Origin of the sequence: Azorhizobium oxalatiphilum (genome assembly GCF_014635325.1) — a bacterium.
GTDB lineage: Bacteria > Pseudomonadota > Alphaproteobacteria > Rhizobiales > Xanthobacteraceae > Azorhizobium > Azorhizobium oxalatiphilum.
Genome location: NZ_BMCT01000003.1, coordinates 515,082 through 528,638, shown reverse-complemented (window position 1 = coordinate 528,638; position 13,557 = coordinate 515,082). Strand labels below are relative to the sequence as shown.

The 13,557-nt window shown below is 61.2% G+C and carries 13 protein-coding genes; 8 read left to right on the top strand and 5 right to left on the bottom strand.

Going from position 1 to position 13,557, the window contains the following annotated elements; translation table 11 throughout:
* Positions 1-12: 12 nt before the first annotated feature.
* The 3 genes from IEW24_RS14360 to IEW24_RS14350 all read right to left on the bottom strand — a co-directional run bounded on the left by IEW24_RS14360 (position 13) and on the right by IEW24_RS14350 (position 4,024).
* Entirely contained in the window at positions 13-414 is a 402-nt protein-coding gene (locus IEW24_RS14360) for a hypothetical protein (RefSeq protein ID WP_188579649.1), read from the bottom strand.
* A gap of 96 nt (positions 415-510) precedes the next feature.
* Complete coding sequence (locus tag IEW24_RS14355) at positions 511-2,655, bottom strand: ParB/RepB/Spo0J family partition protein (protein WP_188579647.1); 2,145 nt, start codon at positions 2,653-2,655, stop codon at positions 511-513.
* A 175-nt stretch (positions 2,656-2,830) separates the two neighbouring features.
* Positions 2,831-4,024: a DUF932 domain-containing protein gene (locus IEW24_RS14350; protein ID WP_188579646.1), complete on the bottom strand. Its 1,194-nt coding sequence runs from the start codon at positions 4,022-4,024 to the stop codon at positions 2,831-2,833.
* A 354-nt stretch (positions 4,025-4,378) separates the two neighbouring features.
* Here IEW24_RS14350 and IEW24_RS14345 point away from each other — a divergent pair, with 354 nt between their 5' ends.
* From IEW24_RS14345 to IEW24_RS29105, 4 genes are all read left to right on the top strand, one after another.
* Positions 4,379-4,984, top strand: a complete 606-nt coding sequence (locus IEW24_RS14345) for a type IV toxin-antitoxin system AbiEi family antitoxin domain-containing protein (protein WP_244644403.1) — start codon at positions 4,379-4,381, stop codon at positions 4,982-4,984.
* Between the two features lie 164 nt (positions 4,985-5,148).
* Positions 5,149-5,526, top strand: coding sequence for a helix-turn-helix domain-containing protein (locus IEW24_RS14340; RefSeq protein ID WP_188579642.1), 378 nt, complete (start codon positions 5,149-5,151; stop codon positions 5,524-5,526).
* Positions 5,527-5,647: 121 nt separating this feature from the next.
* Entirely contained in the window at positions 5,648-7,828 is a 2,181-nt protein-coding gene (locus IEW24_RS14335) for a hypothetical protein (protein ID WP_210324209.1), read from the top strand.
* 15 nt (positions 7,829-7,843) lie between these two features.
* Positions 7,844-7,981: an SEC-C metal-binding domain-containing protein gene (locus tag IEW24_RS29105; protein WP_210324208.1), complete on the top strand. Its 138-nt coding sequence runs from the start codon at positions 7,844-7,846 to the stop codon at positions 7,979-7,981.
* A 260-nt stretch (positions 7,982-8,241) separates the two neighbouring features.
* Here the strand turns inward: IEW24_RS29105 and IEW24_RS14330 are convergent, their stop codons facing one another.
* Positions 8,242-9,060 carry a DUF5677 domain-containing protein gene (locus IEW24_RS14330; protein WP_188579640.1) on the bottom strand — a complete coding sequence of 273 codons (819 nt, stop codon included), beginning with the start codon at positions 9,058-9,060 and terminating at the stop codon, positions 8,242-8,244.
* Position 9,061: 1 nt separating this feature from the next.
* Positions 9,062-9,790, bottom strand: coding sequence for a hypothetical protein (locus IEW24_RS14325; RefSeq protein WP_188579638.1), 729 nt, complete (start codon positions 9,788-9,790; stop codon positions 9,062-9,064).
* Positions 9,791-10,094: 304 nt separating this feature from the next.
* Here IEW24_RS14325 and IEW24_RS14320 point away from each other — a divergent pair, with 304 nt between their 5' ends.
* The 4 genes from IEW24_RS14320 to IEW24_RS14305 are packed head-to-tail and all read left to right on the top strand — an operon-like array spanning position 10,095 to position 13,551.
* Entirely contained in the window at positions 10,095-11,276 is a 1,182-nt protein-coding gene (locus IEW24_RS14320; RefSeq protein WP_188579636.1) for a Fic family protein, read from the top strand.
* Between the two features lie 31 nt (positions 11,277-11,307).
* On the top strand, positions 11,308-11,964 hold the full coding sequence (locus IEW24_RS14315) for a hypothetical protein (protein WP_188579634.1): 657 nt from the start codon (positions 11,308-11,310) through the stop codon (positions 11,962-11,964).
* A gap of 5 nt (positions 11,965-11,969) precedes the next feature.
* Positions 11,970-12,653, top strand: coding sequence for a PIN domain-containing protein (locus tag IEW24_RS14310; RefSeq protein WP_188579632.1), 684 nt, complete (start codon positions 11,970-11,972; stop codon positions 12,651-12,653).
* A gap of 10 nt (positions 12,654-12,663) precedes the next feature.
* On the top strand, positions 12,664-13,551 hold the full coding sequence (locus IEW24_RS14305; RefSeq protein WP_188579630.1) for a HEPN domain-containing protein: 888 nt from the start codon (positions 12,664-12,666) through the stop codon (positions 13,549-13,551).
* Positions 13,552-13,557 lie beyond the last annotated feature (6 nt).

Here is a 13,557-nt window from a genome sequence, read left to right as displayed (position 1 = left end):
CATGGTCGGGAATCATCGCACAGCTCCCTCAGCTAGCCACCGGCCGGTGCTGATCCACTCGATCGTGCGGCCGGTGGAGAGATCGAGCAGATGGGCACCGCCGGAAAAACCGTCAACGACAGGGTCCGAGGCAATGCCGGCCCATTGAAAGCCCCAGGTGCCGGAGAGCGCGAACGCCTCGGCGCAGCGGGTGACGAAGGTGACCAGCAATTGCGGATCGGCGGTTCCGGGGTCGCGAAGCCAGAGGCGTGTCGCGCCATGCTCGGGCGTGAGCGAGAGCAGGAAGGGTTCGGCGGACGGGTCCTCGCGACCGTTCTCGGCCATCAGCGCGGTGTAGATGTCGAACGCCTGCACGACATTTGCGACCGAGCCGACGTCGAGCAGGCAGGAGAAGCGGGTGAGATATTCGGCCATATCAGGCTCCTGAAACGAAAAGAGCCCGGCGCTGGCCCGGGCTCTGAGTGGATGGGATGGAAGGTGCGGAGCGGCCGAAGCCGCCCCGCGAGCCGTTCATTCGGCAGCGATGAGGTGACGCTCGTCGTCTTCGCCATCGGCCCGCGATTCCAAGTCATCGTCGGCGCTGAGGAAGTCAGGTAGTTCGGCCCCGTCGGCTTCTCCGCCGCCGTCCACTTCCGATGCTGGATCGCCGTCGACACCGGCAATTCGAAGCGGCTCGGGTAGCCAGCCGCTATCGGCCAGGAGACGCTCGGCCTCCTTGGCCATGTCGCCCTTTTTCAGATGACCGATAAGCTCGGCCGCCCGTTCGCCGGCGCCTTCGCGGACGGCTTCGAGGATGCGCGGCTTGGTGACACGGTTGAGGTAGTTGCCGAAGGTCGGGCGCCAGCCGGCCTCCACCATGTCGAGCCCGGTCGCCCGCGTCAGCCGGTCGGCCTGCGCGAGCCTCATATCGAGCGTATGCTGCGACACGCCGCCCGCGCTGTGCGGGTTCGGCCGCTCACAGAGCGCGTTGACCCCATAGCTGACGCAATGCGCCAGTAGCGCCATGCGGCTGGCATCGTCGAGACCAGCGAGCCAGTCCCAGAGGGCGGCGTCGTCCTTCGGGATGTCGGCGGCCCAGGCGTCGTGACGCTCCTGCACAGCCCGCGCGGAGGGGCTGTCCTTCAGCGTCTCGTCCTGAACGGGGAAGAAGATATGCTTCACCCCCGCTTCCATGGCGCCCGTGTACATGCGGGTCATGAAGTTGTCCGAGACCAGCTTGTGGAGAAGCGCCGTCATGGCGATGTGCGGATTCTCCGCCACCGCGTTGCGCAGCGCGAGGGTGCGGTAGGCGGTCAGCTCGACGATGAGGCGTTCGGGCAACGGCTTGATGCTGTCGTCCTCATCGTCCTCTTCCGGTTCCACAGACCGGCCGCCGATAGTGATGACGGCGCGCTGCACCGAGGGGCTCGCGGTGCCATCGGATTTGATGTCCGTCTCCGAGCCTTCCTCACCATCGGTCCGGACTTGAGGCACATCCTCGGGCCGGACGAAGCCGCGATCGACCGAAAGCGATCCGTCGGCGTCGATGCTGACGAAGACGCCGGCGATGGCGATGTCGGCCGGGTCGAAGTGCTCCGGGCGATCGTCGAACGCGGCCAGAGCCGTCTCGATCTCGCCCATACGCTCGTCGACCTCATCGGGCAGCTCGTCGGCGTCCTGATATTCCGCTTCGAGCTTGGCCTGCTCGGCGGTGAGCGCATCAATGGTCGCCTGTTCCTCGGCCGACAGATCGATCGGCGCGCCGGAGACCTCGTGCAGGCCGCGTACCGCGTCGTAGGGGAAGCTGACCGCGACCTCGATCCACTTCCAGCCTTCGGCGGCGATCGCCTCGGCCTCGGCCTTCAGTTTCTCGGCGACGAGGCGATCGAGAAGCCCCACGTCCTGCAGCCAGCCGCCATCGTCGGCCTGGAACAGGTCGCGCATGATCACGCCGCCAGCGGCCTCATAGGTGTCGATTCCAAGGAAGACGGCGCGCTTGTCTGAGGCGCGCACCGTGGTCTCGGTCAGCATGCGCCGGATCTGATAGGGCTCCTTCGACCAGGCGTCCTTGATCGCGTCCCAGACCTGGGTCTGACGCTCGTGGTCGCCGGACACGGTGAAGGCCATGAGCTGCTCCAGCGTCATGCCATCGTCGGCATAGACGTCGTGCAGCGCGGGCGACACGGTTGCGAGGCGCAGCCGCTGTTTGACCACGTTGACGGACACGAAGAACGCTGCGGCGATCTCCTCCTCGGTCATGCCCTTGGTCAGCATGTCGTGGAAGGCGCGAAACTGATCGAGCGGATGGAGCGGCGCGCGCTCGATGTTCTCGGCGAGCGACACCTCCTCGGGGAGGATGGCGCCGTCGCGATCGCGGACCACGCAGGGGACGGGCGCGACCTTGGCGAGACGCTTCTGCTTCACCAGCAGTTCGAGCGCCTGGAAGCGGCGACCGCCGGCGGGCACCTCAAACATGCCGGTCTCCATGCCCTCGGCGTCAACGACGGGAAAGACGCTGAGACTCTGGATCAGACCGCGACGAGCGATCGAGGCCGCGAGGTCCTCGATCGAGACGCCGGCCTTCACGCGCCGGACGTTGGACTGGCTGAGCACCAGCTTGTTGAAGGGGATGTCGCGCGAGGACGACAGGATGATCTTATGAACGGCAGTAGCCATCGGGATTTACTCCGCGACGGGCGGCCGAGAAACTCTCTCTCAACCTCCAACCCGTCACGAAGCGAAGCGCCGCCCTCTTCCTCTATAGGGGGCAGCGCCACGGACCGGCAAACCAGAAAGGCACGGAAGCGCAAAGCCGGAGACACGGAAAACCGCATCCCCGGCTTCGCGGAAATCAGGCAGCTCGATCGAGCAGCTTCTTGGCCTTGCCCTCCATGTCGAGGCGGGCGTCCTGATGCGGCTTGTCGCGTGCGACGGCAGTGATGCCCTGCACGAAGTCGAAGATGGACTCCGGCGGGCGGCCTTCCTCGGCCAGAACCCTGTCGATGATCTTGCCGGTCTCGGCCTTGGAGAACCCGCGTCGGCGCAGGAAGTCGGTGCGGTCTTCGTCGGTTCTGGCGACGATCCGCTCGCGCGCCGCCTTGATGCCGTTGACGAACGGCAGGGGCGAGGAGTTTGCGAAGTTCAGCAGCGCCGGGGCCGCCTCGTGCGCGAAGCGATTGGCGGCATATTTGCTGTGGCGGATGGTGATTTCCTCGAAAGCCTCCACCCCCCACAAATTGCGATTCTGGCAGACCGCGCGCAGATAGAAGCTCGCCATGCCGAGCGTCTTGGCGCCGACCTCGGAATTCCAGCAATAGAAGCCCCGGAAATAGAGATCGGGCGCGCCGTCCGGCAGTCGGCCGGCCTCGATCGGATTCAGGTCGTCGACCAGGAACAGGAAGACGTCCCGGTCGGAGGCATAGAGCGTGGTCGTATCCTTGGTGATGTCGACGCGCGGATTGTAGATCCCGGTCGACCAGTCGAGCACGCCCGGGACCTTCCAGCGTGTGTCGCCTGTGCCGTTGCCGGCGATGCGCTGCACCGCCTCTACCAGTTCGTGATCGTAGATGCGGCCATAGTCCGGGCCAGTGACGGCGCGCAGTTCGACACGGCCAGTATCGGTTTCGAGCGTCTTGATCTGCTCGGCCCGATTGGAGGTCAGGCCATATTGCAGGTTGATGCCAGCGAGGGCGGCCGGGAGCTGGCGCAGATAGGCTGCGGGCGCTCCGACCAGGCTGGCGAGTTGTCCGAAGGACCAGTGCGTCGGCGCGACTGGCGTGTCCGTGCCCGGCAGGATGAGGGCCAGCCGCTCCGGGTCGTTGCGGTTCGCCTCGACATGGATGAGCGCACTCTCCACCACCCGCGTCCGGCTGCGTTCGGTGCGGTCGCGGGCAGTGCGGGCCAACTCGGACAGAGACAGGTAGCGCTCGTCGGCCGGACGTGAGAACCACTCTGACGAGACGCGGCCGACCCGCTCGCCACGGCCGACATCGACCTTGTAACCGCCGCTGGTGTCACGGCGCGCATCGAGGACCTGCATATTCATGGGACCAATCTCCATGACGGGCGCCGGAGACCTCTTCTCCAACCTTCAACCCGTCACGGGAAACAAGTCCACTCTCTCACTCTCAGCGGGGCGTTGCGGGGCAGCCGCCCTGCAGAAGGGGTGGGTCGAGACCAGCGGGCTCGGGCGCAGGGGAAGGCTTTCCCCTCCCGGTGCGGATGTACAAGGTGACCTGTTGAGCAGTCGTCGCTGTTGGCTCAGGGGTCCGTTTGAGGCGAACGCGTTTCGTAGAGCGGCAGCCTCTTCTACCTGGCACCTTTCTTCATCCACGCAGAATGATACAATTCCTCGGATAAGAGTTCCTTTGCTCCGAGTTTTCGTATCGTGCCATCATCCATGTCCCAACGCCAGATTGCCTATACCGTGCTGACCGCGCGCGGAATGTCGCGCCTGGCAGAGCTGCGCGAGGCGGGCGTAACAGCCGCCACCATGAGCCGCATGGAACGTGACGGCGAGGTGCTTCGACTCGCGCGCGGGCTCTATCAGCTTTCCGACGCGCCCCTCGACATCCACCACAGTCTTGCAGAGGTCGCCAAGCGAGCCCCCAAGGGCGTGGTTTGCCTCGTTTCGGCCCTGGCGTTCCACGGGCTGACCGATCAACTGCCGAGGCAGGTTTGGCTCGCCGTGGGGCAGAAGGACTGGACCCCGAGACCCGAAGGCACGCCCATTCGGCTGGTGCGTTTCACAGATCGTCTCCTGACGGAGGGGGTTGAGACCCACCCCGTCGAGAGGGTGCCCGTGAAGGTTTTCGGTGTCGCAAAGACGATTGCCGATTGCTTCCGATATCGGAACAAGATCGGCCTGTCCGTGGCGATCGAAGGCCTGCAGGAAGCGCTGCGTCAGCGCAAGACGACGCCAAGCGAGATTGCCAGCCAGGCCGAGCGAGGATCGGTCGCCACGGTCATTCCGCCCTATCTCGAGGCACTGACCGCCAATGGCTAAGGAAATCGAGAATATCGGCGCCTCAGATCACGCGCGCCTGTCGCAGGTCGCCGAAACGAGGCGACGGCGACCCGGCGGTCACGGACTGGAACTGGTGTGTTTGGATTTAATTGGTCATATATGATTAGTTATCTCGCATATTGTGTCATATATGGATGATTGAGATGGGTTCCCCCAAGGCAAAACCAGCACTGGAACGGCTAGGCCAGGATATCCGCAACGCGCGTCTGCGGCGTGGCATCACAGTGGCGGATCTCGCCGCGCGGGCGGGGTCCTCACCGAGTTCCATCGCTCGCCTTGAACGGGGTGATCCGGGTGTCGCGATCGGAACGCTTGCCGACGTTCTCGTTGTGCTGGGCCTTCTGGAGCGTCTCGCCGACATGATTGATATCCGCAAGGACGATCTGGGGCTGGCGCTGGCAGCGGAGCACAGACCGCGCCGGGGCCGCTCCTTCGCGGCAAGGCTGAGAAAGCAGAAGGCTCAGACGGAGGAAAAGCATGATCGGCAGGACGTTGTGGACCCTGACGGGGTTTCCTTCTGATGGCCGATTTCATCGCCCAAGTCGCGCTTGTGTCAGACGTTACGCTAACCCCGACACTTCCCTCCCACTTTACGCAAATTGTGTAGTGCGGTCGGTACAAACAACATCGAGACATACGATTATGGATGAGCACAATCGAAAGGCGGCCGCTGCTTCCTTGTTAAAAGACATGGAGGCTACAGCAGCGCGGATGCGCGAGCTAATCGTCGCCATGCCCCCACATGATCTGCTCGGCTACGTTTACGCTCAGCACATAATGAAGGCGATGGTAGACCAAAGCGCCACCGAGGGGCGACGCGAAGCGGACGGCCCAAATGACCTTATTAACGAAAACCAGTTCCTGCTGGAGTACGTGCACGCGGTGCTCGCATCAGACGCTGCACCTGCTGACGTGACATTCGATGAAGGCCGATGCGCCGAGCTATTTGAACTTGGCCGCAAGCTGCGAGAGCAGGCGATGTTTTTCGCCATGGCCACGTCCGCCGATACCAAGGACGGTGTCTTTGGCCCGGATACGGCCGACATTGAATTCCGCGCGAAATCCACTTGGGTCATGCTACGCGGGAACCGCTACCAAGTTTTGGAAGGCGAGTTCTACCGCTATGTTTTGATGCCTCACGATGATGTTTTGAAAGAAGTGTACGGCGTCGGTGCCGCCGATATCGCGGACGGCTTCCAGGCCATGGCGGACGCCACGCGTTCTGGACATGCCGACGCTGTCACGGAGATGATAAAGCAGTTTGAGGCGGCTCAGGCCTTTGCTGCGGCGCAGGATAAGCCTCTGGAAGACGTTATGGAGGCATGGGTTGCGGCCAATGCAGAACAATCGAAAGCCGCCGGGCGGGCGATGGATGACATGTTTCGGGGCGGTATCGCCAATGTTAGCCGTCACACGACACTACCCTCGACACTGTTGGCGGATTTGGCGTACCGGCGCGGAGAAGAAACTGAGTTCTTCGCAGCGGGCGATTTTTCGGGAACACCATACCGAACCCTGCCTGCCAGGAAGAAGCCCTTAGTACAGCTGGGATCAGACTACTACGCCGTCGACCCGTGTTTCACCCGCGACGCGGGGTATCGTGCGCTTCTCTACCACCTCCTGCAGCGAAAGCCAGACTACAAGAAAACCTTTGAGGATCGGCAAAAGAAGATGAGCGAAGCTGCCTTCGCGGACATTGTGGCCGCCCAGCTTCCAGGTGCCACGGTTTTTCAAGAGGTCTATTATAAGGACCCTGCCAGCAAGCAGTGGTCCGAAAACGACACCCTCATCCTAATCGATGACGTGCTGTTCCTGATTGAAGCCAAGGCCGGAGCGGCCGCTACGATCGCATCGCCGGCGCTTGATTTCGGCCGCCACGCCCAGTCCGTGCAGGACTTGGTACTCAAAGCGTACAAGCAATGTGAGCGCTTCTTCAATTATCTGAATTCGGAGGATGAAGTGCCGCTCTACCACTTGGCGGACGGCAAATACGAAGAGTGCGGCCGTGTTCGCCGCTCCGACTACCGCGTGATGGTGCCGATCGGGCTGACGGTCGAATCGTTCTCGCCTTTTTCCACATACTGCAAAGAGCTGCCGCAGGTTGAGCCGTTACTTGGAAGGCATGCCTTCGTTTCATTGTCCATCGACGACCTATTCGTGCTCAAGCGTCTTCTGCCCACACCGGGCGAGTTCGTCCACTACATGGAGGTGCGGCAGGCCGTGGCAGGAATGCGCCGGGCTCATCTCTTTGACGAGTTCGACCATCTCGGCGCGTACCTGAAGAAGAACCGGTTCGATCAGGACATTGCCGAGCAGCTAAAAGGCGGCAAGGTGAGCATGCTTATCTGGGACGGCATGAGCGACATCGTCGACAGGAGCTTCGAGGGTGAAGACTGGGAAAGCAGACCGTTTCCGACGCAGGACTTCCCGGAGGAGGTGCTGAAGCTACTTGAGGCGCTCGATGCTACCCGAGCATGCGGGTGGCTTTCGGCGGAGAGCCATATCCGTGACTTTGGAGAGGAAGGCCGGAGTAATCTGGCCAAGATGCTGTCCGACTTGCGTCAAACCCTGAACCAGCATCCCGCTCGCTACTTTATTTTGGCCGGGGACGATGAGCCGCTCTTCGTTTGGCTTCAAAAACACGACCACCAAATTGACTGGACCAGGGTGAATGACAAGGCCAGTGCGGCTGCGTTGGCCGTCAAGGCTTCTAGCGTCATCGGCGTCGTCGCAGAGGTTAGTGCCGACGGAACCTACCACCGGGCGCAGTCTTTCGCGGTCCACGTACCAACAGAGCCAACGGCAGAAAACGCCCACATTTAGGAGGACGCCACGCGAATGGCCCAACCCGCGCGGGCAGTAAACCTCAGCCAGCCGAGAGGTGTCGCCCCACCTGTGAAGACTAAAAAACTTGGGCGGAATGATCCGTGTCCATGCGGTAGTGGCGCAAAGTACAAGAAATGTCATGGCCGCTAGAAGCAGTCCTAACAATAGAAATTGGTAGATTTCCGAGGAAAGGCGGCTTTTTAGAAGCGTGAATATTTTGAGAGTCGTGGAGGCCTATAGCGTAGACGTCGTTCTCTGTTTCGTCGGATTCGGCCCGCAAGGACCGCCGATTGCCCTCCACAGCACGACATGGCCGCAGCTCACCGCATCGTCGCCAAGCGGCATGGCATACCGGCGATTCCACGCTATTACCCGATACTTCGTCTGTCTGAAGTGGGGAGCCGCCCGCGTCATTCCGACTGCGGATCGGCGCTGCTATCGGTGACAGCATCAATCAGCGTCTCGTAAGATGATGGGCCCCGGATCGTAAGCCCGTGTGCTCGATCGAATGTGCCAAGCGTCTTGCTCCAGTATTTAGCGGCGAGCGTCAGATAGTGAACGTCCGGGCCAAGTGCCTCGCTGGTCGGACGACGATGATGCCGGTGCAGTGGATTGCCACACTCCCTGAGATCGTAACGTGCAACATGGTGCCACATCGAATGCGCGCAGGCGCTGAACGGAGTGTAAACATAGTTGTAAAAATCAACGCAGTTGGCCTCTTCAGCCATTTGACGAACCGACAGGCTCGACCATTTTCCTAGGTCAACATCGAGCAACCAGCCGATCCGCTGATTGTCGATCCACCTCTCGCCGGCTTCCAGCATGGCCGCCTCTTGCGGCGTCGGCTCGCGAGTTCCGATCTGCGCGCGGCGATGCTCGAGTTCGAGTTTAGCCTGACCTAATCCAAAGAGAACGAACTTCCGGCAGCGCTCGACTGGATCTAGCAACAGCCACGCGATGTTGATGTAAGCGTCGGCCATGGCGCGTAGCAGGATCGGCGCGCTATGCCCGGTCCATAGTGCGGGCGCGCGCGCAACGTCCTTGGAGAGCGTCGCCTGTCGTGCGAGCATGCCGCCGATCACTTCGTGGACGTGGATCTGAGAAAAGTTCGGAGGCCATGCCTCTAGGCGCGCCGTGAGTTCGTAATCGACGTCCGTACAATAGCTCTCTATGAGCGGCCAAATTTCTAGGCCTTCTTCATCCTCGCCATCAGCCTCCTGCTGAGCCATCTCAATCCTCGCACTGTTCGAGTTCCAAACCACGGTTCCAGAAAGCGGTCGGCCAATCGGTCCCCGACGCCATCATGTCGGCGTCACCGAACATCTGATTGAGGGTCGCGCGGATCGACGCGGCGATCCGCTGTGACTGCTCGGTTTCGGGGTAGTCTTCGATCCGGGGAAAGTCAGCGAGCGCGAGGCCCGCCGAGACTTTGAGCCGTTCAGCATCGAATGCGAGCCAAGTTGCGGTCGCCTGAACCATGATAGCGCACGTCGATGATCGATCGAATAACACGCCAACCAGTGCTTTGAGCACGCCGAGATCCTGTAACCAGCGTTCTTCCGTAGCCGCTTGCGTCAGTTCGCGCATGGGGTGGTCGGGATAGTGGGCGTGGAGCGGCGCGAGCGGTCCGCACAGGTCGTCCCGGTAAGACCGGCCTTCCACGATGCTCGAAAGTACGCCTCCTGGTAAAGAGGCGAACTTGCCGGCTGCTGCCCAAATCGTGCGGTCACGCGTTGGATCGCCTGCACGCAAATCGCGCGTAAAGGCGGTTATGATCTCAACGCCGCGACGAGGACCCCAGGCTTCCTGCACGAGGGCAATCCACAGGAGTTCTGGAATCATCATGTTGATCCAAGACACTTCTTGCATTGGTCCGAATGCGTTGTTGAACGGACTCACTAGTTTCGATTTGATGCGCCTGTGATCGTCAAGCACTGGAGTCCGTTTATTCTCGCTCATAAGTTCCCCTGTGCGCCGTTAATCCCCGCCGTTTCTACGCGATAGCCCGACGTTTTAGCGTATGCGACGGTGAAATATCTAGATGGATTGCTCGTGATCGACTGTGTTGTCGGTATCGGACCATTCGGCGAACGCCGCCGGCAGGGTTCCGGCCACTGAAAGCGGAAGAATACTGTCTCGGACCCGCTGCGTGTACCCGCCCATGGTGACACCGCCCCTTATTTAAGAGCGCTTACCTTAGCTCATTTCCTATTTAAGCCAATGGCCTATTGCTTAAATAAGGCTGCGACATCATACTCAGCTCATGTCCGAACCCGCGCCCAATCTCCGGCTAGGCCGCTTTGTCGAAACGCCCGCTGCGGGCGAGATGGTGCGCGCCTTCGTGCCGCCGCCGTTGCCGCCAGAGCCGTCGATCGACGTGCTGGCCCTGCTGGAACGGCTGAGCCTGGCGGAGCGAGCGTTGGGCCGTCTGGACGGCATTACCATGCTGCTCCCGCGTCAGGAACTGTTCCTCTACATGTATGTGAGGAAGGAAGCGGTCCTCTCGTCCCAGATCGAGGGCACACAATCGACCCTTTCGGACCTGCTTCGCTTCGAGACTGAGGCGCAAGCCGGTCAGCCGATCGACGATATCCGCGAAGTCTCGAACTACGTCGACGCTATGATGTACGGGCTGGAGCGGCTGGAAGACCTGCCGCTGTCGCTGCGCCTGATCCGTGAGATGCACGCGCGCCTGCTGCAAAGCGGACGCGGCGGCACGAAAAGCCCCGGCGAGTTCCGGCGTTCGCAGAACTGGATCGGTGGGACACGCCCCGGCAATGCGCTCTTCGTGCCGCCGCCGCCGACGGAGATGGATGCCTGTCTCGATGCCCTGGAGCGCTTCATGCACGAGGAAGGCTCGCGACTGCCCGCTCTGATCAAGGCAGGCCTGCTGCACGTCCAGTTCGAGACCATCCACCCGTTCCTCGACGGCAACGGCAGGATCGGCCGATTGCTGGTCACGCTGTATCTCTGCGTCAACGGCGTGCTGCGCAAGCCGCTGCTCTATCTGAGCCTCTATCTCAAAACCCATCGCGCCGACTATTACCGCCTGCTTCAGGAGGTGCGCGAACATGGCGCGTGGGAAGCCTGGCTCGACTTCTTTCTCACGGGCGTCGCGGATACCGCCAATCAGGCGTTCGATGCGGCCAGCCGGATCGTCGAATTGTTTAAGGAAGATCGCGAGTGCATCACGGTGGAGAGCGACCGGGCCGGCTCGGCGTTGCGCATCCACGATCTGTTTCAGCAGAATCCTTATCTGACGGCCAACCAGCTCGTTCAGCAGACAGGCCTCTCGGCCCCCACGGTCAATGCGGCGCTCGCCGATCTGGAGCGGTTTGGCATCGTCGAGGAAGTCACGGGCCGCAAGCGCGGGCGCGTTTTCAGTTACCGGGGGTATCTCGCTATTCTGAGCGAGGGCACCGACCCGCTTCCTGCTGCGGACTGACGGCAACGCGAGATATTTTGAAAGAGCAAACGTGACAGAAAAACTCGAAGTCTATCAAGACATGGCCATCCATGGCCCCATCGCGAAGCTGCCCGAATTGCGCGACGCGCTCATCACGGCGGCTGTCGATCCCTGGCGAGTGGATCTGGAACGGTCGGCGGAGGTGGCGCGTAACGCTGTAACCTCGGAGGACGTCGTCCTTTTTCGTCGAGATGCTGGCCAAGACCATCCGGCCGCCGGCCTGACCCTGTGGGGGACCGAGGACGGATATTATGTCCCGAACATCGTCCCCTTGGAGATGGGGAGCCTCACCTTCGCCCAATACAATGCCGTGCTCACGGATTTTATTGCGCGCATCGCTGCGCCGGTTACGGCTCAATTCGGCTTCACCATCTCGACGACGGAACCTCGACAAACACTCGATGACTGGTTGTCTCCGGACGCTGCACTAAAACTCAAGCGTTTCTCCGGCGCGGCCAATAAGTCGACGGGAGCGAGCCATCCTTCGGATGAACGTCGCTGGTTCGATTTTCTTGTCGCTGTGCATCGCAGCGGCGACAAGCCCGGCGCTGATCGATTGGCGCGTTGGCTACATGAAGTGGACGGTTGGGACGAGAACTCCGCTCACAATCTAGCAGGTGATTTTGAGACCGCCATCGCTCTTCTTGCCTACTACGACGAGCACTGAGCCGGATGGACGCACACGCGAGTGCATCAGCGGGCGTTCCGGTGCTGTGCATCGACACATGCTCCATTCTGGACGTCATGCGTGATCCGACACGCGAGACGGCGAAACCGCACGATCGGCAGGCATCCATCGATCTCGTGGCGGCGGCGGAATCGGGTCGTCTTATATGCCTTATGGCGGAACAGGTAGCGATCGAGTTTTCCGTTCACGACGAGCCTGTCCAGGATGAGGCTGAGCGCAATCTCAGGAGGGTTCGGGAGCAAGTCGAGCGCATCAACAAGCTATCCGCCGTCTTCGGCGCTCCAGGCAACGTCAACCTTACGCATCTTGACGATCATGTCGGGCGTGCAAGGGCGGTTGTCGGGCGTTGGCTCGCCAAGCTCGGCAATGTCACGCCCAGCCCTGTTGTCCCCGCCAAAGCATTTGCTCGGGTCAACGCGGGCATCGCTCCCGCGAGACGCGGCAAGGAGTCCTCCAAAGATTGCCTGGTGTATGAAACTTATCTTGAGGCCGTATCAGCTTTGCGGGGCGCTGGGGTGACTACGCCGATCGTCTTTCTGTCGTCGAATACCAATGAGTATTTGACCGAAAGCAAGGTTTTGAAGCCCGACATCGCGGCGGAATTTGGCACGATCAACCTTGGCTATGCGCCCAATATGAGTGCGGCCAAATACGCGCTCGGTCTGTAAGGACATCGGCTTGAGCGTATCAGCATCGAAACATAATCTTGTACTCGAACTTTTCGTCCGCACGGCTGACGAAAACTATGTCACCGCGCGCTGGTGTGCGATCAATCAACTCAACACAGACTTTCTTTGGCTTTCGGTTCATGCGCTTGAGAAATACCTCAAAGCCGTGCTTCTGCTCAACGGCGGCTCGTCCAGGCGAAGCGCTTCCGACCAGAAGCCCTACAGCCACGACATCGTTCGGCTGTACGCGGATGTGAAAACTCTGGCGGGCGCGTTGCTGCCAGACAATCTCGTCAAGCCCGCCGATCTCGACATCTATCACTGGTCCGACCGAACGCCCGAGCAGTTCATGGAACACCTGCTCCGTAATGGGAACGCCGACAATCGCTACCTGATCTATGGCTACGTCACCCGCAGTCAGGATCTGCACATGCTGGACACGATGGTGTTTGCCATTCGGCGTCTTATCTGCCCGCTGGACGAACGTTGGCTGCCGAGCCGGGAGCCGGAAGCACCGACATTTACGAATCGCGAACTGCTCGTCCGTCAGCCACAATACTACGGGCGACTTTTCATGCCGCTGGACGATCTGATCGGCGCTCGTGAGGAATCGCCGAAACGCGCTGCGGCGTTAAATCTCAACATGGCGTTCGCGCCAGATGACTATCAACACGAACCGCTCCGGTCTGGCAGTTCGTCACGCAATCCCGTCATCATACGCCGCATTCTCGATCCATTGGAGAGCGAAGATCCCCGGTGGGCAGCGGAAGGCGTCGAGATTGCCCGCTGGTTCCTCGCCAACGTACAGGTGCCGAAAGGGAAGCCGGGCGATCCCGGCGTCACGGAACAGATTTTGGCCGCCATAGAGGCGGCCCGGGCTAAACACGGCATCCCTTGACTGTTG

Coding starts and splice junctions, on each gene's coding strand:
- IEW24_RS14360 (WP_188579649.1), bottom strand. CDS start 414: ATGGCCGAATATCTCACCCGCTTCTCCTGCCTGCTCGACGTCGGCTCG.
- IEW24_RS14355 (WP_188579647.1), bottom strand. CDS start 2,655: ATGGCTACTGCCGTTCATAAGATCATCCTGTCGTCCTCGCGCGACATC.
- IEW24_RS14335 (WP_210324209.1), top strand. CDS start 5,648: ATGGATGAGCACAATCGAAAGGCGGCCGCTGCTTCCTTGTTAAAAGAC.
- IEW24_RS14330 (WP_188579640.1), bottom strand. CDS start 9,060: ATGGCTCAGCAGGAGGCTGATGGCGAGGATGAAGAAGGCCTAGAAATT.
- IEW24_RS14320 (WP_188579636.1), top strand. CDS start 10,095: ATGTCCGAACCCGCGCCCAATCTCCGGCTAGGCCGCTTTGTCGAAACG.
- IEW24_RS14340 (WP_188579642.1), top strand. CDS start 5,149: ATGGGTTCCCCCAAGGCAAAACCAGCACTGGAACGGCTAGGCCAGGAT.
- IEW24_RS29105 (WP_210324208.1), top strand. CDS start 7,844: ATGGCCCAACCCGCGCGGGCAGTAAACCTCAGCCAGCCGAGAGGTGTC.
- IEW24_RS14345 (WP_244644403.1), top strand. CDS start 4,379: ATGTCCCAACGCCAGATTGCCTATACCGTGCTGACCGCGCGCGGAATG.
- IEW24_RS14310 (WP_188579632.1), top strand. CDS start 11,970: ATGGACGCACACGCGAGTGCATCAGCGGGCGTTCCGGTGCTGTGCATC.
- IEW24_RS14325 (WP_188579638.1), bottom strand. CDS start 9,790: ATGAGCGAGAATAAACGGACTCCAGTGCTTGACGATCACAGGCGCATC.
- IEW24_RS14350 (WP_188579646.1), bottom strand. CDS start 4,024: ATGAATATGCAGGTCCTCGATGCGCGCCGTGACACCAGCGGCGGTTAC.